Raw genomic sequence first — 22,814 nt, 5'->3', positions numbered from 1 at the left:
CGCTAACGCTCGCCGCAACCGGATTTCGGCGTGAAAGGATCATCGGTATGGAGCCTGGTCCGCACAACGCGATTACCGATGTCCCTGGAATCCTGGTCGGTCAGGTCGAGCGCGTCGACCCGCCGTACCTGACCGGAACCACGGTGATCCACGTGCCGGCGACCGCTGTCGCCGCGGTCGATGTCCGCGGCGGCGCGCCCGGAACGCGGGAGACCGATCTACTGTCGCCGGTGAACTCGAACGGCGGCGCGAACGCGATTGTCCTGACCGGCGGGAGCGCGTTCGGCCTCGACACCGCGGGCAGCGTGATGCGCTGGCTGGAGGAGCGCGGCGAGGGCGTCCGGGTCGGGCCGGGCGAGTACGACGTGGTGCCGATCGTGCCGACCGCGGTGATCTTCGACCTAGCGCGTGGCGGCGACTTCAAGGCCCGCCCGGAGCCGTCCTGGGGAGCGGACGCGATCGCCGTCGCTGCCGACGGTCCGGTTGCCCTGGGCAACCACGGTGCCGGTGCCGGCGCACGGGCCGGCTCGCTGAAAGGTGGTGTCGGCTCGGCCAGCGTCCGGCTCGACGACGGTACGACGGTCGGCGCGCTGGTGATCGTGAACGCGGCCGGCTCCACGGTCGACGCCGGCGGCAACCTGTACGGCGCCCGCCTCGGGCTGGGCGACGAGTTCGCGCACCTCCGGACTCCGACCGAGCCGCCGCCGGCAGCACCTGGCCGCAACCTCGTCCCGGGGCCGTCGATGAACACCGTGATTGCCGTCCTCGCCACCGACGTACCGCTGGACAAGGCGGCGACGAAGCGGATGGCGATGATCGCGCACGACGGGCTTGCGCGGGCGATCGATCCGATCCACACCCTCGTCGACGGCGACAGCCTGTTCGCGCTGTCGACCCGGGCGCCCGACGACGACCGGCCCCGGCTGAGCGTCACTGACCCGACCGCACTCGCGCGGCTGGAGACGGTTTACGCCGCCGGCGCCCGGACGCTGACCCGCGCGATCGTGCACGCGATGCTGAACGCCGAGTCGGTCGAGACCCCGACCGGCACGATCCCGAGCTACCGCGACGCCTATCCGTCGGCTTTCCGGACCGACTGACGTACGACTCAAGTCGTACGCCGGATCGCCGAAGGGCGCCGGAAGACGATCTGAAGACCGGTCCACGGGCCGACGATCGCGGGCGCCGTCCGCGAAAGGCTCTGCGGTATGAACTTCCAGAGTCCCCAGTCGCAGGTCGTGTTGAGTGGTCACGGCCTGGTCAAGTACTACGGCAATGTCGTCGGTCTCGCCGGGGTCGACGTCGCGGTGCGGTCCGGTGAGGCGCTCGCGGTGATGGGCCCGAGCGGCAACGGCAAGACGACGCTGCTGCACGTGCTGGCCGGCATCCTCACGCCCGATCAGGGCGAGGTGTGGCTGGGTGGCGAGCGCGTCGACCAGCTGAACGACGCCGCCCGGACGGTACTGCGCCGGCGCCGGCTCGGCTTCGTCTTCCAGGACAACCAGTTGCTCGCGGAACTGCCCGCGGACGAGAACGTCGCGCTGCCGCTGATGGTCGACGGCCTCAGCCGCCGCGACGCGATCGGCCGTGCGCGGACGACGCTCGCGCAGGTCGGGCTCGCGGCGGAAGCCGGTCGTCGTCCCGGCGAGCTCTCGGGTGGGCAGGCGCAGCGGGTCGCGATCGCGCGGGCGCTGGTCGGCGAGCCCCAGGTGGTGTTCGCCGACGAGCCTACGGGTGCGCTCGACGCGGCCACCGGGTCCCAGGTGATCGACCTGCTGATCGGCGCGGCGACGTACCGCGGTGCTGCGGTGGTTGTTGTCACGCACGACAACGCGGTCGCCGCTCGCTGCCACCGCACGTTGCACATCGTCGACGGTCGGGTCAGCGAGGGCGTGGGGGTTGCGCGATGAATCCGATGACGGATCTCGGACTGCGGTTCGTGCGGCGGCCGGGTCCTGGTGGGCGCGCGGCCAACCTCGCCGCGCTGGGGGCGACCGCGGTGGTCGCGTTGCTGGTGACCTTTCTGATCGCCGGCTCGCTGGGGCTGTCGCACCGCTCCGACCGGATCGGCTGGCGGAGCGCGGACAAGGCCGACCCGGCGACCGCGATCGGTGCACTGAACCTGGACGACGACCAACACGTCGACGGCCATCGGCTCGCCGTCCTCGACCTCGCAACGCTGCGCCCGAACGAACTCGCGCCGCCGCCCGGGCTCGACCACACGCCAAAGGCCGGTGAGGTCTTCGTGTCACCCGAGGTCGCCAAGCACTGGTCCAGCCTCAGCAAGCAGTACGGCGTGGCTGAGCCGACCGGCGTGATCAGTAGCAAGGGTCTGTCCTCGCCGGAAGAGTTCATCATCATCCGGGGTGTTCAGACGATCCCGGCCGACGAACACCCGCAGTACGTGAGCAGCTGGCACGAGAAGGTGTGGGACAGCCGCATGGTCGGGCTGCTGATCGCAGTGGCCTTCGGCATCACTCTGGTGCTGTTCCCGATCCTGAGCCTTGTTGGCCAGGCCGCCGGCGTCGCAGCGAAACGCCGTGAGCACAGACTGGCCGCTTTGCGACTCGCTGGTGCTACGCGGACGCAGGTGCTGTGGCTGAGTGCTGTTGAGCAGGCGGTGCTCGGAGTGGTCGGCGCGGTAGTTGGTCTGGTCGGCTACACCGTTCTGAGTCCACTGATCGCGCAGATCCCGCTCGGCGGAGGACGCTGGTACGTCGGTGACATCACCGTCCAGTGGTGGACAGTCCTTCTTGTACTGGTCGCCGTACCTGTCTTGTCTGTCGTCAGCGCATTGATCGGGCTCGGACGCGTCAGCATCACGCCGCTGGGCGTCGTACGCGGTCAGACGCGCAAGAAGGTCAGCGTGCTGCGACTGGGTCTCTTGGTGATCGGTCCGATCGTTCTGGCGTACTACGGGATGCAGGCTGCCGTTGTGCCGTTGGTCATCGGGATCGGGTTCGCCGCGCTCGCCGTACGGATCATCGGGCCGTGGGCGGTGCAGCTGGTCGGCAAGACGATGGCGAACCTGGCGAACGGACCTGTGGCGTTGCTGGCCGGTCGACGGCTCGTGGACGATCCGAAGGGCGCGTTCCGTCCCGTTGCCGCGCTGGTGCTGTCCGGCTTCGTTACTGGGTTCATCTCGGTGTTCATGCCGCCGGGCGACGACGACCCGAGCTTCAACGACATGCGGATCGGCGTGGCTCTGCTGCTGTCGCTGGTGTTCCTGACGGTCGCCGCGTCCACAGCTGCTGGGGCTGTCGGCACTGCATTGGACCAAGCGGCGCCGGCGAAGGCGTTGCGGCGGTCCGGCGTACCCCTGCGGGTGATCGAGCGGGCTGCTCGGCTTGCAGCCGTCGTACCGGTGATCGGGGTCGGCCTGCCGGTTGTGGGGTTCGGCGCGCTGTGTGGGTTGGCGCTGAGTGGTGGAAAGGTGCTCACACAGGGGAGTTCCGGCGTACTGCTGCTCGTCGGGCAGGTCGTCGCCGGCCTGGTCCTGGTCGCGGTCGCCGGAGCGGCGGGAGCGCCGGTACTGCGGAAGGCCAGTGCGAACTGAGCGCGGTTGTCCACAAGGGTGAACCGCGCGAGGTCGCGGTCGTGCAAGGATGAGGGCATGCGTGACCTGAATGCACCGGAGCTCGCGGACGCGTCGGCGGACCTGCGCGCGGCGATCGATCGGTGCGGCTACTACCCCGACGTGGTGACGGATTCGCTCGCGGTGGCGGTCGCCGGCGAGCCGATCCGGGCCTACGTGCTGCAGCACGAGCCGACGTTCGACCGCGACGAGGTCCGGCGGCACATCACGATACTGGCGCTCACCCCGAGCCGGCTGATCGTCGGCCACACCGACGAGCACGCGGCCGACGAGGTCATCCGGACGCCGTACGCGTCGACGTCCACCGAGGCGATCCCGCTGCACCGGGTGAACGCCGTCGTCGTGAACCGCGTCGTCCCGAACCCGGCCGGCTACGCCTCGGGCAAGTCCGACCCTGCGGTCGCGGGCGGTGGTGAGGTGGTGCTGACGATCGGCTGGGGCATGGTCAACCGCATCGATCTCGAGCCGGCCGTCTGCGCCGACCCGAACTGCGAGGCCGACCATGGGTACACCGGGTCGGTCGCGGCCGACGACATCTCGTTGCGGATCAGTGCCGCGGCCGACGGTCCGGCGGGGATCCAGCAGGTGCTCGAGTTCGCCAAGGCGCTCTCGTTCGCCACCAGCAGGTAGTGCCGTGATCGTCCCAGTGCCCCCGCAGTACGGCGGCGGAGCGCTCGCCGACGTCCTGCCCTCGGTCGCCGGCGCGCTGTCGGTGCCGGGGGAGACCAACCTCCTCGGCCTCCCGCCGTCACCGCGGTACGCCGTCCTGCTCCTCGACGGCCTGGGATGGAACCTGCTCCAGCGGTACGCCGACGCGGCGCCGTACCTGTCCTCGTTGATCGCGCACAGCCGCCATCTGACAGCGGGAGTGCCGTCCACGACAGCGGTGAGCCTGACCAGCCTCGGTACCGGGCTGCCGCCGGGAGCGCACGGGATCGTCGGCTACACGTCGATCGTGCCGGAGAGCGGTGCCCTGCTGAACGCGCTGGCCTGGGACGCACCGGTTGATCCGCGGAAGTGGCAGCCGCACGCGACGGTCTTCGACCGGATGGCCGCGGCCGGCGTAGCCACTCGCAACGTGAGCAAGGCACGGTTCGACTCGTCCGGTCTGACCGCGGCAGCGTTCCGGGGCAGCAAGCACCGCGGCGCGGACACCGTCGAGGACCGCCTGGACGCGACCCGGTTCGCGAGCCGCGAAGGCAAGTCGTCGATGGTCTACGTGTACGACTCACAACTCGACTACATCGGCCACCAGCAGGGTGCGGACTCGGCGCAGTGGCGCAAGGAGCTGTCCGCCGCCGACTCGTTCGCCCAACGGGTCCGGTCCGCCTTGCCGCGGGACGCCGTACTGCTCGTTGTCGCCGACCACGGCATGGTCGACATCGCGCCCGAGCAGCGCGTGGACGTGGACGCCGAGCCCGCGCTGACCGACGGAGTCCGCGTCGTCGGCGGCGAGGCCCGCTTCCGTCACCTGTACTGCGTTCCGGGCGCGGAAGCCGACGTGATGGACGTCTACCGCGAACGCCTGGGGGACAAGGCCCTGGTGCTGTCGCGGTCCGACGCGATCGCGCGCGGTTGGTTCGGCGCCGTCGTCGAGGACCGGGTGTCGCCACGAATGGGCGACGTCATCGTCGCGTCACTCGGCCCGGTGGCCTTGATGGCTAGCCGCCGGCATCCCCAAGAGGCGACGCTGATCGGGCTGCACGGCTCGTTGACCGCCGACGAGATGGAGATCCCACTGCTCGTCGACACCGGGAACTAGACACCGGGAACTAGAAGCTCCACACGTCCCAGTAGAAGGTCGTCGTCGCAGTCTTCGCCTCACCGTCGCGCGCCGTGACGGTCACCTTGTAGCGACCCGATCCGGGTGTCAGGACGCCGGTGATCCAGCCGCGCTCGGGGTCGATCGTCAGACCCGGCGGCAGGCCGGCGGCCGAGTAGCTGATGTCGCCCGTGCCGCCGCTTCCCTTGAGCAGCAGCGGGACTGCCGGAATACCTCCGACCCCGATCTGCTCCGAGGGTTGGGTGACCGAGATCGCGCCCTGCGGCTGGGCAGACGCCGCGCCGACCGCCTCGGCCGCGTCGACCAGACCCTCGCCGTAGAACGAGTTGTTGGTCGCGGACCCGATGCACTCACCGGAGGAGCCCGCGGGACAGGCGAGATCGTTGGCCTGCTGCGCGAGCTTCCCCCGGACCTGGGCGGCCGTCAGTTTGGGGTTGGCACTCCGGAGCAGGGCCGCGACACCCGCGACGTGCGGCGACGCCATCGACGTACCCTCGAGGACCTTGTAGCCGCCGCCGGGGACGGTCGAGAAGACGCCCTCACCGGGAGCGGCCAGGTTGATCTTGTTCTCGCCGAAGTTGGAGAACTGCGACTTCGTGCTCGACGGGTCGACGGAGCCGACGACGACCACGTTCGGCAGCTCGGTCGGCAGGCTGATGCAGTCGTTGGTCACGGCGCGCTCGCTCGCGGTCGAGTCGTCCGGGCTCGAGTTGTCCGAGGTCTTGTTCGCCAGGTCGTAATCCTCGTTACCGGCCGCGGCGACGTTCACGACACCCTTGCCGTCCGAGTACGCGACGGCCCGGCGTACCGCCTCGGCGATCGCGTCCTGGTCCTTGTCGCTCGGGCACAGGAACAGCCACGGGTCGACGTAGTAGCTGTTGTTGGTCACCGAGACGCCCTTGTCGGCGGCGAACATGAACGCGCACACCGTGTTCTCGGGGAAGAACAGCTGGTTGCCGGGCTCGGCGACCCGGATCGACGACACCTTCACCCCGGGTGCCACGCCGATCATCCCGATCCCGTTCTTCGCGGCGGCGATCGTGCCGGCGACGTGCGTGCCGTGCTCACCGACCGGCCGCCACGCGCCCGGACGGGTGTCGACCTTGCCGTACGCGCAGGACGCCGACCGGGTCGCGTCGAAGTTCGCCTTCAGGTCCGGGTGCTGGTCGTCGACACCGGTGTCCAGGACGCCGACGGTGATGTTCTTCGCGCCCGTGTTCTTCTGCCAGGCGCGGTCAGCGCCGATCTGGGTCATGTCCGCGCGGTCCGTCTCCGCCACCGACGTCGCGGTCTCCGGCACCGCGGCCGGGATCGCCGGATTCGCGACATCCGCGGGCAGGTCGGTCGTCCGCGTCGCGCCGGCCTTCTGTACGCCGTCGACACCGCGCATCTTGGTGACGAAGTCGGCGGCCGCCGAGTGCGCGACGATCACCCCGATCGCGTCGTACGTCGCGTACACCGTGCCGCCGTTGCTCGTGATCGCGCCGGTGACCTTTCCGGTCTGGTTCGGTGCGGTGATCACGAAGTACGCACGCTGCCCGGCCTCGGACCGGACCGGCGCGGCACTCGCCGCGAGACCGGCCGGAAGGGTGGCGGTGAGGACCGTCAGACAGGCCGCGAGGGCGAGAAGAAGAGCTTTGCGCACGATCCATTCAAACCGGAGGAAGGCTCAGAACCCAAGCGACCCCCCGCGACACACCCCGGCGTGCGGTGCGGACCTCTGACTTGGCAGGATGTTCGCCCGTGGCTGAGCTCCTCTATTTCACCGGGACCATGGACTGCGGCAAGTCGACGCTGGCCCTGCAGATGGATCACAACCACAAGGCGCGTGGCCGCCTGGGGAGGATCTTCACCAGTCACGACCGCGCCGGCGAGTCGGTGCTCTCGTCCCGGCTCGGGCTGTCCGCGGAGGCGGTCGAGGTGCGGGCCGAGTTCGATTTCTGGGACTACGTCGTGGGTGAGCTCACGCACGGCGGACGGATCGACTACGTGGTGTGCGACGAGGCGCAGTTCTACAGCGCGCTGCAGATCGAGCAGCTCGCCCGGCTCGTCGACGAGCTGCAGATCGACGTGTTCTGTTTCGGGATCCTGACCGACTTCCGGGCCACGTTGTTCCCCGGATCGGCGCGGCTGGTGGAGCTCGCGGACCGGATGGAACTGCTCCAGGTCGAGGCGTTGTGCTGGTGCGGTGAACGGGCCACGCACAACGCCCGTACGATCGGTGGGGAGATGGTGACCGAGGGCGAGCAGCTGGTGGTGGGGGACATGGAGACACGGGACCACGAACCCGCGTACGAGGTGCTCTGCCGACGTCACCACCGCCGTCGCCTCACCCAGGCGCGCGCCCGCGCCACGCTGTCACCCGAGGTACTGCCGTTCGGAGGAGCCGCTTCATGAACGAGCGCAGCGAGTTCATCAAACGACACAGCGCGATTCGTACCTCATCCGCGCCCGGAGCGAAGCGAGGACGTGGATGAGTGCGCTGATCACCGTCGCCGACCTGCGCGCGCTGTCCGCCGTACCGGTGCTGGCCGACGTCACCTGGAACCTCGCGGGACCGCCCGGCAAGGACGCGTACGACGCCGGCCATCTGCCCGGCGCGCACTTCGTCGACCTCGAGACCGAACTCGCCGGCCCACCCGGCCCCGGCCGCCACCCGTTGCCCGACGCAACCACCGTCACCGCGACGTTCGCCCGCCTCGGCATCACCACCGCCGACACCCCGGTCGTCGTCTACGACGCCGCCAACTCGATGGCCGCCGCCCGCGCCTGGTGGATCTTCCGCTACTTCGGCCTAACCAATGTCCACGTCCTCAACGGCGGCCAAGCCGCCTGGACCACATCCGGCGGCCCCCTCACCGCAGACGCCCCCGCCGCCAACGCGTCCGGTGGGTTTGTGGCGACGCCTGGCCATCTGCCGGTGTTGGATGCTGAGGGTGCTGCCGCAGTGGCAGCGAAGGGTGTACTGCTCGACGCCCGCGCACCGGAGCGGTTCGCGGGTGAGGTCGAACCGATGGACCCGGTCGCCGGCCACATCCCCGGCGCCGTCAACGCCCCCACCACCGCAAACGTCGACGACACCGGCCACTTCCTCAAGCCCGCCGACCTCCGCACCCGCTTCACCAACCTCGGCGCCACCCCCGACACCGAGGTAGCGGTCTACTGCGGCTCCGGCGTCACCGCCGCCCACGAAGCCCTCGCGCTCGAGTCAGCCGGCGTACCAGCCACCGTCTACATCGGCTCCTGGTCCGAGTGGATCACCAACCCAACCCGCCCAGTAGCCACCGGCTCAGACTGATCCGGCACAAGTACGACGCGCTCGCAGGCAGCCGCTCGCCGAGTCGTGAAGATCGGCTGTGGTTTCGCGACCTGGACTCACGACTCGAGGCTGAGCGCGGCAGCCAATCGCCACGACTCGGCGGGTTTGGCCTGGTTGAGGTGGTACGTCGCCGTGCTTGCGCGCGAGGGGTTGCGGGCGGGGGAGTGCAGTTGGACCACCCTTGACTTTGTTGGCGTTGGTGCGGGAGTCTGTGGGAGAAATCGATTTCCCATCAGTCCGCCCCTTGATGCCGGGAGTCACAAGATGATGAAGCGATCCACGTTTTTGCGTGCTGCTGTTGGTGCCGGTGTGGTGGCTGCGGCGCCGAGCTCTCTGGCCGGTCGTGCGTTCGCGAGTAGCCAGGCTGTGTTGACCAACAAGGTGGCCGATCTGACCGGGCCGGGTTTGACCGACCGGTTCCGGATGGCCGCGACAGATCTCGGGATTCCTGCGCGTACGCCGGACGGCCGGCTGCTCTTCATGTTCGGCGACACCTTCGAGCAGCCGACCGTCGGTGGCGGCTGGTGGCGGTCGCCGGTCGCGTTGTGGTCGACGACCACCGACCTCAACAGCGGCGTGAAGTGGTCCGGAGCCGTCGGCGGCGATGCGGCCCAGCAGCTCTGGGACTACCCGCACGACAACCCGACGTTCTCCACCGTGCTGCCCTCGGACGTGATCACGATCGGCGGGTCGATGTACCTGCACGCGATGGTCAACAAGGGCCTCGGAAACGTCGTCTGGACAGAGATCTGGCGCTCCGACAACTCCGGCGCGAGCTGGTACCACACCGGCGCGAAGTTCGACCCGAACATCGACGGCGGCCTGTTCCAGCTCCTCACGTGGGGCCAGGGAAACGACGGCTACGTGTACGTCTACTCGACCGGCTTCCAGCGCAACAAACCGATCATCCTGAAGCGGGTCCGCCAGGAGCAGATCGCCAACCCGGGCGCGTACGAACCCTGGGGTTACCGCGACGGCGTGTGGGCGTGGGGCAACCCCGCGACCCCGATCCTCACGGGGAGCTTCGGCGAAATGAGCCTGCGTCCGCTCGGCGGCAAATGGGTGCTGACCTGGTTCAACGCCGGTGACTACCGCATCGACGGCATCATCATGGACACGCCGACGTCCAACCTCTACACGGCGTACCGCCAGACCCTCATCTACGGCGGCGCGTGGGGATCCGAGGACGGCAATCACGTCGCCCAGCTGTACGGCGGTTACGTCATCCCCGGCTCGACCTTGTCCGACATGCACCTGTCCGTCAGTCAATGGAACACCGACAACGGCTGGCCGTACCGCGTCATGCAGTTCCGCGTCCGCGGCTTCGGCTAGACCTCACGCACCATCGTGTCGGACGTCCCAACAACACCAACCTTCGTGAACCCCAGTGATTCGTAGAGCTTCCGAGCCGGGTTGTCCGGATCCACGCTGAGCGAGATCCGCGCGTACGGCGTCCGCTCGAGCAGCTCGCTCAGCACGGCGCGCGCCACTCCGCGCCGGCGAAACGCGGGGGAGACCCCGAGCGTCAACTCCGGTACGTCGTCCGCGATGTACCCGTACCCGGCGCGATCGGCCGTCAGGAGACGCGCCCAGGTCGCGCCGGCGGGGGAGCCGTCGAGTTCCGCGATCACGCCGTAGTCGGTGTCGCGCTGCCATCCGTCGAGGTAGCGCCACGCGTGGTCGTCGGCGCGGGCCTTCGCCTCGTCGTACCAGTGGGTGCCGTCCCAGTTGCAGGCCTCGAGCAGCATCGCGGTGAGGAACGGCAGGTCGGCGGCAACGGCCGGTCGGAGCAGCATGCGCCCATCCTTCCACGCCGCGAGACCCGTTGCGAAAGCGTTACCGCACAGGATCCCGACAAGGTCTTGAGTTAGTAACACGCTTGGTTTAACTTACTCGGGACCTGGCCGGTGTGTGGCTCAGAGCACATCGGCGGCATCCGGAAACCTGAGGAGTTCCGATGACGAGAGTGAGCAGGTGGGGCCGGTTCGGCACCGCCCTGGGTGTTGCCGGGCTGATGGTCGCGGCCGGCTGTGCGAAGGCGACCGACCCGGCGTCGTCGGCCGGTGGCGCCGGTGGCGACATCGACGAGAAGGCGCCGGTCACGATCACGATCGGCGACCGCCCGACGCCGGACAAGCCGGCTGACATCAAGGCCTTCGACCAGAAGATCAAGGACTTCATGGCGAAGAACCCGAACATCACGGTGAAGTCGACCGAGACCAACTGGCAGGCGCAGACCTTCCAGGCGCAGATCGCCGGCGGCACGCTGCCGACCGTGATGAGCATCAGCTTCACCGAGCCGGCCAACATGATCCCGAACAAGCAGCTGCCGGACATCACCGACGAGCTGAAGCGGGTCGACCTGACCAAGGACCTGAACCCGGACGTGCTGAAGATCGTCCAGGACGCGAACGGCCGGATCTACGGCGTACCGATCGACGTGTTCTCGGTCGGGCTGGCCTACAACCGGGCGCTGTTCAAGCAGGCCGGTCTGGACCCGGACAAGCCGCCGACGAGCTGGGACGAGGTCCGTCAGTACGCCAAGCAGATCGCGGAGAAGACCGGCAAGGCCGGCTACGCGCAGCTCACCACCAACAACACCGGTGGCTGGATGCTGACCACGATGACGTACAGCATGGGCGGCACCATCGAGAGCCAGGACGGCAAGAAGAGCACCTTCAACGACGCGCCGACCAAGAAGGCGCTGCAGCTGCTGAAGGACATGCGCTGGACCGACAACTCGATGGGCAGCAAGTTCCTCTACAACCAGGAGGAGATCCGGCAGGACTTCGCGGCCGGCAAGATCGGCATGGTCATGCAGGCGCCGGACGCCTACGACATGAGCGTGAAGAACTTCGGCATGAAGCCCGCCGACTTCGGTGAGGGCGCCCTGCCGCAGGACGGTGGCCCGCACGGCACGCTGACCGGTGGCGCGCTGAAGATGATCAGCCCGAAGGCGACCAAGAACGAGGTCGTCGCGGCGCTGAAGTGGATCAAGTTCGAGCAGTTCGACAAGTACACCACCGAGGCCTCCGCGGTGGCGGACGCGAAGACCACGATCGCGGACAAGGGCTTCGTCGGCCGGCCGGGGATCAGCCCGCTCAGCGAGCAGACCTACGACCAGTACAACAAGTGGCGTGAGCCGTACGTGAACGTCCCGGTCAAGCAGTTCCAGAGCTACATCGACTCCACCAAGACCCTGAAGCTGCTGCCGGAGCCGTCGAACAAGGGCCAGGAGGTCTACTCGCTGCTCGACCCGGTGGTCCAGCAGGTGCTGACCAAGAAGGACGCGGACGTCGACAAGCTGGTCAGCGACGCCGCCTCGAAGGTCGACGCGCGTCTGGGCCGGTAGCCGATGTTCCAGCTACGTACGTCGAGAACGTCGAGGCAGAGCCGGAGCAGTGCCAGGTCCGTCGTGACCTGGTACCGCTCCGGCGGGCTCAGCAGCGTGATCTTCGCCCTGCCGCTGCTGCTGACGTTCCTGTACTTCTCGTGGGGCCCGATCGTCCGCGGCCTGGTGCTGAGCTTCCAGAAGACGAACCTGGTGCAGGCGCCCGAGTGGGTCGGCTGGTCGAACTTCAGCTACGTGCTGACCGACTCGCAGCTCCCGCAGGCGACCCTCAACACCTTGTACTTCGCGTTCCTGGCACTGATCTTCGGATTCCCGGTACCGCTGTTCCTGGCCGTGTTCGTCAGCGAACTGCGGCGTACCGGCTGGCTGTACAACGTGCTGTCGTACCTGCCGGCCGTCGTACCGCCGGTGGCCGCGATCCTGTTGTGGAAGTTCTTCTACGACCCGGGCGGCTCGGGCGTATTCAACGCGATCCTCGGCTGGTTCGGGATCGGGCCGTTCGCCTGGCTGAACTCGCAGAGTCTTGCGATGCCGGCCATCGTCCTGGAGGCGACCTGGGCGGGTGCCGGTGCCACGTCGATCATCTACCTGGCGGCGCTGACCGGCGTACGCACGGAGTTGTACGAGGCGGCCGAGCTCGACGGGGCGGGGATCTGGAGCCGGGTCTGGCACGTCACGCTGCCGCAGATCCGCGGAATCATCCTGATCATGATGCTGCTGCAGCTGATCGGCACGTTCCAGGTGTTCACCGAGCCGTTCTTGTTCACCGGCGGCGGCCCGAACGACGCCACCCTGTCGATCCTGCTGCTGATCTACCGGTACGCGTTCATCAACGGCGACTTCGGCGCCGCGACCGCATTGAGCGTGCTGCTCGCCGGAGTCCTGTGCGCACTGTCCGTCCTCTACCACTTCGTCACCCGGCGCTGGAGTAACTGATGAGCTACGAGCGCGGAATCATCTCGACCGCCGACCGCCAACGCGGCGTCGTCCGCATCGGCCTGCCGTTGATCCAGGTGCTGATCTTCATCGCCGTCGTGATCGCCGGAGTCGGTCCACTGCTCTGGCTGCTGAAGTCCGGTGTCTCGACGAGCCAGGACATCCTCAGCGGCCCGATGCAGCTGTGGCCGTCGGGCATTCAGCTGAAGAACATCCCGGACGCCTGGAACCGCGTGCAGATCGGCGCGTACCTGGGCAACACCGCGTTCATCGCGATCGGCTCGATGGTCTCGACGCTGTTCGTGTGTACGACGGGTGCGTTCGTGCTGAGCATCCTGCGCCCGAAGTGGGGCCCGATCGTCACCGGCGCCGTCCTGGCGACGCTGTTCCTGCCTGGTGTCATCTCATTGGTCCCGCTGTACATGACGATCCTGAAGATGCCGTTGCTCGGGATCAGTCTGCAGAACACCTTCTGGGCGGTCTGGCTGCCGCAGGCCGCGGGCGCCTTCAACATCCTGGTGATGAAGCGGTACTTCGACTCGATCCCGCGCGAGCTGATCGAGGCGGCCCGGATCGACGGCGCGAGCAACCTGCGGATGTTCACCTCGCTGATCCTGCCGCTGTCGAAGCCGATCGTCGGTGTCGTCGCGCTGCTCACCGTGATCGGTTCCTGGAAGGACTACCTCTGGCCGCTGCTGGTGCTGCCGGATCCGCGGTTGCAGCCGATCTCGGTGGCCCTGCCCCGGGTGGCGAAGACCACAGAGATCTCGCTGCAGATGAGCGCCCTGTTCCTCGCGGTTCTGATACCTGTGGTGCTGTTCTTGTTGTTCCAGAAGCAGTTCCTGCGTGGCGTCGGAATGTCCGGAGGCATCAAAGAGTGAGTGAATTGAACGGCCGGCGGGTGCTGGTGACGGGGGCGGCCGGACGGATCGGACTGGTCACCGTCGAGCACCTGAACGCCCTGGGTGCCAAGGTTACCGCCCTGTCGAACGTCGAGCACCCGGATCTGAAGGCGGACCGGGTACTGATCGGCGACGCCCGGTCCGAGACGGACGTGGCCCGGGCGCTGGAGGGAGCGGAGTACGTCGTGCACCTGGCGGCGCTCGCGCACCCGTCGGCCGGTACGCCGTACGACGTCTACACGATCAACGTGGTGTCGACGTTCAACGTGCTCGCGCAGGCCGGTGCCCTCGGCATCGATCGGGCGGTGATCGCGAGCAGCATCAACGCGACCGGTGTCCCGTTCAACCCGCACGAGATCCGGCCGGCGTACTTCCCGTGGGACGAGAAGGCGCCGAGCGACGTCGGCGACTGGTACTCGCTGTCGAAGCAGAACGACGAGAACACCGCCCGGATGGCCTGGCGCCGGTGGGGGATCGACGTGGCCGCGTTCCGGTTCCCGCATGTGAACTCGCCTGACGTGCTGGAGCAGATGGCGGAGAATGTCCGGGTGCAGCCCGACAGCGGTATGCGGGAGGCGTGGAGCTACCTGGACACCCGCGACTCGGCGTACGCCGTGGAGCTCGGGCTGACCGCTCCGATGTCCGGGGCGCAGACGTTCTTCGTTGCCGCGGGCAGCACGATCGCGCCGTACCGAACCGAGGATCTGCTGGACGCGTACATGCCGGAGGTGCCGCGGCTGCGGAAGTTCGTCGGCCGTGAGGTGCCGCTGGACCTGACCGCGGTCCGGACCGTGCTGGGCTTCCAGGCCCGGCACGAACTCGACCTACCCACCCTCTCCCTGGAGCACTGAATGCCCTCGAACTTCGACCAGCCGTGGCCCGCGCGGGACGACATCCGGATCCGCGAGGTGAAGGCGATCGTCACGGCACCGCAAGGCATCCCGTTGGTGGTCGTGAAGATCGACACCACCGAACCCGGTTTGTACGGGCTCGGGTGCGCAACGTTCACCCAGCGCTGGAAGTCGGTGCAGACGTTCGTCGACGAGCACGTGTCCCGGCTGCTCGTCGGCCGGTACCCGGGTGACATCGGCGACCTGACCCGGCTGTCCTCGTTCTCCGGTTACTGGCGTGGCGGACCGGTCACGAACAACGCGATCTCGGGCGTCGACCAGGCGCTCTGGGACATCGCCGGCAAGCGCGCCGGGATGCCGGTGTACGAGCTGCTCGGCGGCAAGGTCCGCGCCGCGGCCGACACCTACATCCACGCGAGCGGCGAGACGATCGACGACACGATCGAGCACGCGAAGAAGCTGATCGACCAGGGCTGGCGGCACATCCGCCTGCAGATGTCGACCCCGGGCGGCGGCGGGTACGGCGCTCCGCAGGTGCCGACGCTCTACCCGGACGCGCCGTACCGGAACGGCTGGTCGGCCCGCGACTACCTGCGGACCACTCCGGAGCTGTTCGCCGAGGCCCGGCACGCGCTGCCGGACAACATCGAGCTGCTGCACGACGTGCACTCGCGGCTGACGCCGAAGGAAGCCGTGATCCTGGCGCGGGCGCTCGAGCCGTACCGGCTGTTCTTCCTCGAGGACGTGCTGCCGCCGGAGCACTGGGACCGGCTGCCCGAGGTCCGGGCCGCTTCGCCGGTGCCGCTGGCTGTTGGCGAGCTGACCACGTCGATGACCGACGCGGTCCGGCTGATCCGCGAGCACGGCGTGGACTTCATCCGCTCGCACGTGTCGGACATCGGCGGTCTGACGGCCGGCCGAAAGCTGGCCGATCTGGCCGAGCTCTGCGGCGTACGGACGGCCTGGCACGGTCCGGGTGACACGTCGCCGATCGGTGCCGCGGCGAACGTCGCGCTGGACGTGACTTCGGTTGCCTTCGGCATCCAAGAGGGGCACATCTACAACGACGCGACGCACGAGGTGTTCCCGGGCACGCTGCGGATCGAGGACGGCTGGCTGCGGCCGAACGACGCGCCGGGCTGGGGGATCGACATCGATCTCGAGGCGGCGGCCGGTTATCCCGCGCAACTGTCCGGCCACGACGAGTGGGCAGCCGGCGTCCGGCGCCCCGACGGTGCGCTCGAGGCGCCGTGATCCGCAGTCACGCGCAGTACTATCGCGGCTAATCGGGACGGGGAGGTGGAGAGATGAGCGATTCGGTCGACGGCCTGAGCGGGTTCGCGGGGTTGCCGCGTGCGGGGGCCAACCAGTACGACCTGGGCTCGTTCAACGAGGCTGTGATCATCGAGACGATCCGGCTGGCCGGCATCATCAGCCGGACCGAGATCTCCCGCCGGACCGGTCTCACCCAGCAGTCGGTGTCGCGGATCCTGCGCATCCTGCTCCAGCAAGGTCTGCTGGTGGAGGAGGCGCAGGAGCGCGCCGAACGGCTGGGTAAGCCGCGGACGCCCGTACGGCTGCGGTCGAAGGCCGCGCACGCGGTCGGAATCCACATCGATCCCGAACTGCTGACCGTCGCCGTCGTCGACCTGGACGGCGCGATCGTGCGGCGCGAGACGGTGAACCTCGCCGAGGATCTCGAGGCGGGCAAGCTCGTCGACCTGACCGCGGCGACGGTTTCGGCGGCGCTGAGTATCAGCCAGGTCGACCCCGCGTCGATGCTCGGCGTCGGCGTCGCCGTACCGGGGCCGATCGACGCGCACGGGACGTTGCTGGCGTTGCCGTTGCAGCCGGCCTGGCGCGGTCTGAAGATCCGGCAGTTGCTGCAGCAGAAGCTGAACCACCCGGTGCTCGTGGAGAAGGACGGTACGGCGGCCGCGATCGGCGAACGCTGGATCGGTCGGTCGGCGCGGGCCCGCGACTTCGCCTATCTCTACCTCGGTACGGGCGTCGGCAGCGGCCTGATCCTGAACGGGTCGATCTATCGCGGCGGCTCGGCGAACGCGGGCGAGTTCGGCCAGATCGCGGCGCTGCGGATGGGGGAGTGGGACCCGGAGAACGGGCCTCGGCTGGTCCCGGAGTGCAACCCGACGGCGTCGCTGCCGGTGATCGCGGCCGAGTACGGGTACGTCGAGAAGGACCCGAACGCCACGGACGAGGCCCGGCGCTACAAGGCGGTGTGCAAGGCGGTGGCCGCGGGTGACGAGGCGGCGGTGCAAGCCGTCCGGCAGATCGCGCGCGTGATCGGTCAGGGCGCGGTCGGGCTCGTGGACCTGCTCGACATCGACCTGCTGGTGCTCGGCGGGCCGGCGTTCTCGAAGGAGATCTCGGAGATCTTCCTGGCCGAGATCGGGCGTGCGGTGAACGCGCATCCGCTGGCGCGCGAGACCCGCCCGGTGGCGGTCGAGGAGTCGATCCTGCAGACCGACGCGGCCGCGGTCGGAGCAGCGTCGACGATCTTCCACGACGCGTTCACGCCGCGGGTCTCGGGCTCGAGTCAGGCGCGTAGGCTGCCGAAGTGATCGAACCCCGCCCGCTGACGCCGGAAATTCAGCTCCGTATCGCCACCCTCGACGACGCCGCGGCGCTTGCCGACGCGCAGGTCCGCAGCCGCGAGCACCTTCGGCCGTGGGAGCCGGTCCGTGACGAGAAATGGTTCACCACGGCCGGCCAGACCGAGCGGATGACCTACCAACTCGAGCGCTACAAGAACGGCCTGGTCGTGCCGTGGGTGCTGGTCGAGGGCGATCGGATCGTCGGCGCCATCACCTTGAGCGATCTGGTCCCCGGTCCGTTCCGGAGCGCCGCCCTCGGATACTGGCTGGCCGTCGACGTGGTCGGCCGCGGCCTCGCGACACGTGCCGTCGAGACCGTGGCCGAGATCGCCGACACCGACCTGAAGCTGCACCGCATCGAGGCCAGCACGCTCACCGGGAACACTGCGTCTCAGCGGGTCCTCGAGCGCACCGGGTTCAGCCAGATCGGCTTCGCGCCGACGTACCTGCACATCGACGGCTACTGGCAGGACTGCAACCTCTACCAGCGCATCCTCAACGATCGGGAGCCTGGCGCCTAGCTGGGCGGCAGCCCGACACCACGCGACACGTCCACGTCGTCGTACCTGCCCTCCAGTACGTCGATGAACTTCACCGGGCGCTGCAGCGTGGAGGCGATGTAGATCGCCCGGATCGTCGCGAGCGCGTCGATGGCGTCGTGAACGGTGACCGCCGGCGGAGTCCCGTTGGCGATCGCGGTCAGGATGTCGTCGTACTGCGCTCTGTGCCGGCCCGGCTCGCCGGCGTCGACAGGGGCCTCCGTCTTCTCGCCGTCGACGTGCAGCCGGCGGAGGCGGTCGTTCTCGACCTCGGCACCACCCTCGGTGCCGTGGACCGAGACCCGGGTGCGCCCGCCCGGGAACGCCGCGGTGGTCGCGTGCAGCGTGCCGACCGCGCCGTTCTCGAACGTGAGGGTGGCGACGACCGTGTCCTCGACCTCGATCGCGTGGTGGGCCGCGCGGAGCGCCTGTGCCTGGATGTACACCGGGCGGCCCATGAACCACAGCATCAGGTCGACGGTGTGCACGCCCTGGTTCATCAGCGCGCCACCGCCGTCCTGTGCCCAGGTACCACGCCAGCCCGCGGAGGCGTAGTACTCGTCGCTCCGCCACCAGGCGACCGTCGCGACGGACGACGTCAGCTGACCGAACCGGCCGGCGTCGATCGCCTTCTTGACGGTCGCGCTGCCGGCATCGAAGCGGTGCTGGCTGATCACCGACGACAACACACCGTGGTTCGCGGCCCGGGTGGCCGCCGCGCCGAGGCGGCGGGCCCGGACCAGGTCGACATCGAGTGGTTTCTCGATGACGACGTGCCGTTTGTCGCCGAGGGCCTCCTCGGCGAGCGCGGCGTGCGAACCACTGGGCGTGCAGATCGCGACCAGGGATACGTCCCCGCGCAGCGCCGCGGTGAGGTCGTCGTACACCTTCGGCTCCGGCTGGCCGAGCTCGACGAGCTCGGACTTGAGGGCGTCTCGGGCGGCGGCGTCACTGTCGACGAGCGCGGTGACCGTGGCGTCCGGCCGTTCCGCGACGGTCCTGGCGTGGGTGCGGCCGATGATGCCGCACCCGATGATCGCGACCTGCTGGTGTGTGTCAGCCATCTGGCACCTACTTCGGGGTGAAGTTAGCGATCAGAACCTGATCCGCGCTCACCGTGAAGGTGTACGACGGCGCTGTCGACACCACGGTCCCGTTCACGGTCCAGTTCTGGAAAACGCTATCCGACATCGGCGTCGCCGTCGCGGTGACCTGCGCGCCGACCTCGTACTTCCCCGGTTCGGACTCGTTGCCTGCGAGCTGCACGGTGCCGCTGCCGCTCGCCTGCGCGCTGATGCCGCGCTGCACGACGTTGATGACCATCACGTTGTGCAAGGTGGCCGGTCCGCTGAGCGTCGCGCCGTTGTAGCGCGCGAGGTTGGTCGCCTCGACGTCGCCGTTCACGACCTGCACAGTGTGCCCGTCGGTGCCGAGATTGTCGGTGCCGAGGTTGAAGGCGTCGACCTGTCCGGAGTTCACCACCAGACCGTCGTGGAAGCCGTACGCGAACACGTTCAGCAGCGTGAGCCCGCGAGCACCGTCGACCGTGACGATCTTCCCGGTCTTACGCATGTACTTGTCGATGACGAGCTCGAAGATGTTGCCCTCGTTCATCCAGTACGGCTGCTGGTACCCGACCCGGGTGACGGCGTTCCCGTTCGACAACACGCCCTCGACCCGCCCGTTGCGGCCCGCGCCGATGGAGATCGCGTGATCGAAGAACGCTCCGGCGACCTTACGCACCACCACGTCGTCACCGCTGAGGTCGATCCCGTTCCACGCGTTCGGGAAGCCGGCGTTGATCACGTAGTTCCCGCCGGCGGTCCCGCGGATCGCGTACGGGTAGGGCACGACACCGTTGGCGGGGTTGTTCTCCGGGTAGAAGACCCGCAACCCACGTACGCCGGCGTTCTTGCCCAGGGTGATCAGCGCCGTGTCGGTGTTCCGCTCGAACGCCTGCAGCACGGTCCCGCCACTCGCCCCACCCTGATCCCGGTTCGGTACGGCGGACGCACCCCGCAACTCGACCTTCGCCGGCACGCTGAGATGCGTGCCGATCCGGTACCAGCCCGCGGGCAGGTAGACGATCCCGCCACCCTCACGCCCGGCGCGATCCAGCACCTTCTGTACGTCGCGCGTCGCGTCGGCCGCCGGCAGGTACCCGACACCGTGCGGCGCGTCCACGACGTACAACTTCTGCACCGGCTTGGGCAGCGGCTTCTGCTCGTACGTCGGCGCGGTGCCGGACATGTGGTGGATGATCCCGGACTGCGTCCCGCTGACCTCCGTGCCGGTGATCTTCACGTAGCCGCGCGAGTTGTTGACGATGCCGCCGTCGACGTGACCGCCGGCCAGCGTCATGCCCCACCGGTCGTCCATCACGTCGACGAGTACGCCGGTCCCGGTCCGGCGTACGTCGGGCTCGAGGAAGCTGCCGGTGAACTGGGCCCGCTGACCCGCGACGACTCGAATGCCCACGAGGTAGTCCGCGAGCGAGATTCGGTAGAACTGATCCCATTCGAGGTCGCCGAGGACGAGACCGGTGCCGTGCGCGCGGGTCCAGGTGTCGAGGGTCGCGCGGGCCGGCGGGTGGAAGGCGGCCGGGGCGGTCGACCAGTACGCGTTGCTGAAGTCGACGTTCTCCCACGTCCCGACGTCGGCACCGTTGTAGGCACGGGCACCTTCGAACAGCGCCGTACCCCGGATGTTGCGGATCGTCGTCGACTCGTGCACCTGGCCGGAGCTCGGGGCGTTGCCTTGGTCGTTCGGCATCGTGCTGACGCCGATACCGCGGTACGAGTTCAGCATGGTGACGTCGGAGACGGTCGCCATCATGTAGTTCTCGTTGCCGATCCAGGCGCCGCCGGGGATCTCGAACGTGTAGTTGTACGGCACCGGCTTGGTCGCGCTCTGGTTCGGGTAGTACGTCGTGACGCCGAGGACACCCGCACTGCCGCCGATCCGGAACAGGCTCGGCCCGTCGTCGCCGGAGGCGAGGTCGGCGATGATCACGGTGCCGGTGCCGAGCTTCTGGCCGTGGTCGCCGCGGATCGTGCAGAACGCGCGGACCTCGATCGTGTCGGTGACCTTGTACTGACCGGCCGGCAGCCAGATCGTGCCGCCGCCCGCGTCCTGGCAGGCGTAGATCGCCTGCTGGATCGCCTTCGTGGAATCACGTTTGCCGGTCCGGTCGGCGCCGTACTGCGTCGCGTCGAAGTCGGCGACGACGCCGTCCTCGGTCGGGTTGCTCGTCTGCACGAGCTGCGGCTTCGGCGTTACCACCGGCACAGTGCGGAGCTGCAGTTCCTTCACGATGAACGAGTCCGCACCGGTCATGACGACGCGCACGTAGCGCGCGGTGGTGGTCGCGAACCGGGTCCGGCTGATCTGGTTGCCGCCGGGCGATCCGGTCCGGCCGACAATGGTGAACTTGGTGCCGTCGTTCGAGGTCTGGACGGAGTAGTCGGGGGAGTAGTTCTGCGCCCACTCGACCCGTACGTCGTTGACCGGCCGCGGCTTGCCGAGGTCGATCTGCAGCCAGGAGTCCTTGCCACCGGTCCAGGACGTGTCGTGGTTGTTGTCGTTGACGTTCGCGGCACCGGTCCCGCTGCTCGCGGACGCCGTACCGTCGTCGGCGAAGTTCGTGTCGACGACCGATGCTTTGAACGCGTCCAGCTTGGTCTGGAGTGTGGTGAGAGCCTCCTTCACCTGTACGTCGGTGGCGCCAGGGGTGGACGCGATCGCCTGAGCGTTGTCGATCGCGTCCTGCAGAGCGGCCCGGCTCCCGACCGGGTACTGCCCGTCCCGCGTCCCCTCGCGCGCGGCCTTCTCGACGCGGGTCGCCTGACCGATGAGGTCGACGAGCCCTTCGGTGACGTCGAGTGTGCTCGCGACCTTGGCGACCCGGACCGCGGCGACCTTGAGGTCGACGGCGCCGTCGCCGTTGTGGATCCGGAAGTCGCCACCGTTCGAGCGGTTCGTCAGTACGGCGTCCGGTAGCGCGAACGTGTAGGTCTTCCAGGTCTTGGTGTCGCCGTACCGGATCACCTCGGAGTTCTTGAACTTGTCCGGGATGGTCTCGCCCGGCGAGTCGTACTGCAGGCCGAACTGACCGTTGCCCTCGTCGAAGTAGTCGATGCTGACCAGGACCAGGCCGCGGTTGTCGTACAGGTAGGTGTCCGCGACGTTCATGTAGAAGAAGTTCGTGCCGGGAGCGGGCGCGGTGCGATCGGTCTGCCAGTACGGGCGTCCGTCCTGCACTCCCGTGACGAGATGGGAGGCGTCGTCACCGGCGCGCGGGCTGATAGCGCTCTGGATCGGCGTCGCACCGAGCTGGACCGAGGCTCCCGCCGTACTGATGCGCAGGGCTGCGATCGTGATGTCGGTGCTTTGACCGAAGACGCGGACATCGGCGTCGCCGAGGCGGTTGGTGAACGCGATGCCGCTGAGCGCGAAGACGCCGGTCTTCCACTGGCCCGTGTTGGTGAGCTGGACCGCGGGTGCGTCCTGCTGCGGGTCGGCCTTGGCGTCGTACTGCAGGTCGAGGGTGCCGGAGCCGCTGTCGAGATAGGTCACCGTCACCAGGACGTCGTCGGTGCCGATCTCGTCCACGTAGTCATGGTCGACGTCGAACTCGAGGTAGCCGGTACCGGCTGCTCGGTTCGTCTGCCAGTAGGTGCGGCCCTGCTCGGTGCCGGTGCGCAGACCGGCGGGGTCGTCGCCCGCGGCCGGCTGCACGCCGAGGGTGGTTGGTGCCGGGCCGAGATCGGCGCCGACGCCACTGGGATACATGGTCGCGGCGTGCGCCGGTACGGCGATCACGCTCGCGAGGAGCGCTGTCGTGAGGAACGTGGGGAGGACGCGCGAGAGCAGGCGTCTGGACATGCTGAAACCTCCAGGTGGCGGACCGGAAGTACACGCGA

Annotated in this window: 19 protein-coding genes; 15 read left to right on the top strand and 4 right to left on the bottom strand. The window is 68.5% G+C overall.

Annotation, left to right across the window (positions count from 1 at the left end; all coding sequences use genetic code 11):
• Positions 1 to 47 precede the first annotated feature (47 nt).
• The 5 genes from ACWGID_RS29085 (at position 48) to ACWGID_RS29065 (ending at position 5,357) form a co-directional block, all read left to right on the top strand.
• The gene (locus ACWGID_RS29085) at positions 48 to 1,100 is read left to right on the top strand and encodes a P1 family peptidase (RefSeq protein WP_452201838.1); all 1,053 of its coding nucleotides are present in this window, start codon (positions 48 to 50) and stop codon (positions 1,098 to 1,100) included.
• A 108-nt stretch (positions 1,101 to 1,208) separates the two neighbouring features.
• A complete protein-coding gene (locus ACWGID_RS29080; RefSeq protein WP_452201837.1) occupies positions 1,209 to 1,910 on the top strand; it encodes an ABC transporter ATP-binding protein in 702 nt (233 codons plus the stop codon).
• Positions 1,907 to 3,556, top strand: a complete 1,650-nt coding sequence (locus ACWGID_RS29075) for an FtsX-like permease family protein (protein ID WP_452201835.1) — start codon at positions 1,907 to 1,909, stop codon at positions 3,554 to 3,556. Before ACWGID_RS29080 ends, ACWGID_RS29075 begins: the two co-directional genes overlap by 4 nt.
• Positions 3,557 to 3,613: 57 nt before the next feature.
• Entirely contained in the window at positions 3,614 to 4,225 is a 612-nt protein-coding gene (locus ACWGID_RS29070; protein WP_452201833.1) for a DUF5998 family protein, read from the top strand.
• A gap of 4 nt (positions 4,226 to 4,229) precedes the next feature.
• On the top strand, positions 4,230 to 5,357 hold the full coding sequence (locus ACWGID_RS29065) for an alkaline phosphatase family protein (protein WP_452201831.1): 1,128 nt from the start codon (positions 4,230 to 4,232) through the stop codon (positions 5,355 to 5,357).
• Positions 5,358 to 5,367: 10 nt separating this feature from the next.
• On the opposite strand, the gene ACWGID_RS29060 is transcribed toward ACWGID_RS29065, so the two are convergent.
• The gene (locus tag ACWGID_RS29060; protein ID WP_452201829.1) at positions 5,368 to 7,023 is read right to left on the bottom strand and encodes a S8 family peptidase; all 1,656 of its coding nucleotides are present in this window, start codon (positions 7,021 to 7,023) and stop codon (positions 5,368 to 5,370) included.
• A 98-nt stretch (positions 7,024 to 7,121) separates the two neighbouring features.
• On the opposite strand from ACWGID_RS29060, the gene ACWGID_RS29055 reads away from it, so the two are divergent.
• The 3 genes from ACWGID_RS29055 to ACWGID_RS29045 all read left to right on the top strand — a co-directional run bounded on the left by ACWGID_RS29055 (position 7,122) and on the right by ACWGID_RS29045 (position 10,029).
• Entirely contained in the window at positions 7,122 to 7,775 is a 654-nt protein-coding gene (locus ACWGID_RS29055) for a thymidine kinase (RefSeq protein WP_452201828.1), read from the top strand.
• Between the two features lie 76 nt (positions 7,776 to 7,851).
• Positions 7,852 to 8,676 (top strand): sulfurtransferase, encoded by an 825-nt coding sequence (locus ACWGID_RS29050; protein ID WP_452201826.1) that lies wholly within the window; start codon positions 7,852 to 7,854, stop codon positions 8,674 to 8,676.
• Positions 8,677 to 8,961: 285 nt separating this feature from the next.
• Positions 8,962 to 10,029 carry a DUF4185 domain-containing protein gene (locus ACWGID_RS29045; RefSeq protein ID WP_452201824.1) on the top strand — a complete coding sequence of 356 codons (1,068 nt, stop codon included), beginning with the start codon at positions 8,962 to 8,964 and terminating at the stop codon, positions 10,027 to 10,029.
• Here the strand turns inward: ACWGID_RS29045 and ACWGID_RS29040 are convergent.
• Entirely contained in the window at positions 10,026 to 10,493 is a 468-nt protein-coding gene (locus ACWGID_RS29040; RefSeq protein WP_452201823.1) for an N-acetyltransferase family protein, read from the bottom strand. The two genes, ACWGID_RS29045 and ACWGID_RS29040, sit on opposite strands and share 4 nt — an antisense overlap.
• 161 nt (positions 10,494 to 10,654) lie before the next feature.
• Here ACWGID_RS29040 and ACWGID_RS29035 point away from each other — a divergent pair, with 161 nt between their 5' ends.
• The 7 genes from ACWGID_RS29035 to ACWGID_RS29005 all read left to right on the top strand — a co-directional run bounded on the left by ACWGID_RS29035 (position 10,655) and on the right by ACWGID_RS29005 (position 17,874).
• Positions 10,655 to 12,049, top strand: coding sequence for an ABC transporter substrate-binding protein (locus ACWGID_RS29035; RefSeq protein ID WP_452201821.1), 1,395 nt, complete (start codon positions 10,655 to 10,657; stop codon positions 12,047 to 12,049).
• A gap of 63 nt (positions 12,050 to 12,112) precedes the next feature.
• Complete coding sequence (locus ACWGID_RS29030) at positions 12,113 to 12,985, top strand: carbohydrate ABC transporter permease (RefSeq protein WP_452201820.1); 873 nt, start codon at positions 12,113 to 12,115, stop codon at positions 12,983 to 12,985.
• Positions 12,985 to 13,866 (top strand): carbohydrate ABC transporter permease, encoded by an 882-nt coding sequence (locus tag ACWGID_RS29025; protein WP_452201818.1) that lies wholly within the window; start codon positions 12,985 to 12,987, stop codon positions 13,864 to 13,866. The genes ACWGID_RS29030 and ACWGID_RS29025 overlap by 1 nt, the downstream gene beginning before the upstream one ends.
• Positions 13,863 to 14,738, top strand: coding sequence for an NAD-dependent epimerase/dehydratase family protein (locus tag ACWGID_RS29020; RefSeq protein ID WP_452201816.1), 876 nt, complete (start codon positions 13,863 to 13,865; stop codon positions 14,736 to 14,738). The genes ACWGID_RS29025 and ACWGID_RS29020 overlap by 4 nt, the downstream gene beginning before the upstream one ends.
• Entirely contained in the window at positions 14,739 to 15,992 is a 1,254-nt protein-coding gene (locus tag ACWGID_RS29015; protein WP_452201814.1) for an enolase C-terminal domain-like protein, read from the top strand.
• 53 nt (positions 15,993 to 16,045) lie between these two features.
• Entirely contained in the window at positions 16,046 to 17,320 is a 1,275-nt protein-coding gene (locus ACWGID_RS29010; RefSeq protein WP_452201813.1) for an ROK family transcriptional regulator, read from the top strand.
• Entirely contained in the window at positions 17,317 to 17,874 is a 558-nt protein-coding gene (locus ACWGID_RS29005; RefSeq protein WP_452201811.1) for a GNAT family N-acetyltransferase, read from the top strand. Before ACWGID_RS29010 ends, ACWGID_RS29005 begins: the two co-directional genes overlap by 4 nt.
• Here the strand turns inward: ACWGID_RS29005 and ACWGID_RS29000 are convergent.
• Both ACWGID_RS29000 and ACWGID_RS28995 read right to left on the bottom strand, forming a co-directional pair.
• Positions 17,871 to 18,956, bottom strand: a complete 1,086-nt coding sequence (locus ACWGID_RS29000) for a Gfo/Idh/MocA family protein (protein WP_452201809.1) — start codon at positions 18,954 to 18,956, stop codon at positions 17,871 to 17,873. The two genes, ACWGID_RS29005 and ACWGID_RS29000, sit on opposite strands and share 4 nt — an antisense overlap.
• A gap of 7 nt (positions 18,957 to 18,963) precedes the next feature.
• The gene (locus ACWGID_RS28995) at positions 18,964 to 22,776 is read right to left on the bottom strand and encodes a discoidin domain-containing protein (RefSeq protein ID WP_452201808.1); all 3,813 of its coding nucleotides are present in this window, start codon (positions 22,774 to 22,776) and stop codon (positions 18,964 to 18,966) included.
• Positions 22,777 to 22,814 lie beyond the last annotated feature (38 nt).

It is taken from the genome of Kribbella sp. NPDC054772 (assembly GCF_053611945.1).
The sequence above is the reverse complement of the archived record's forward strand: the minus strand, read 5'-3'. Positions and strand labels throughout refer to the sequence as shown.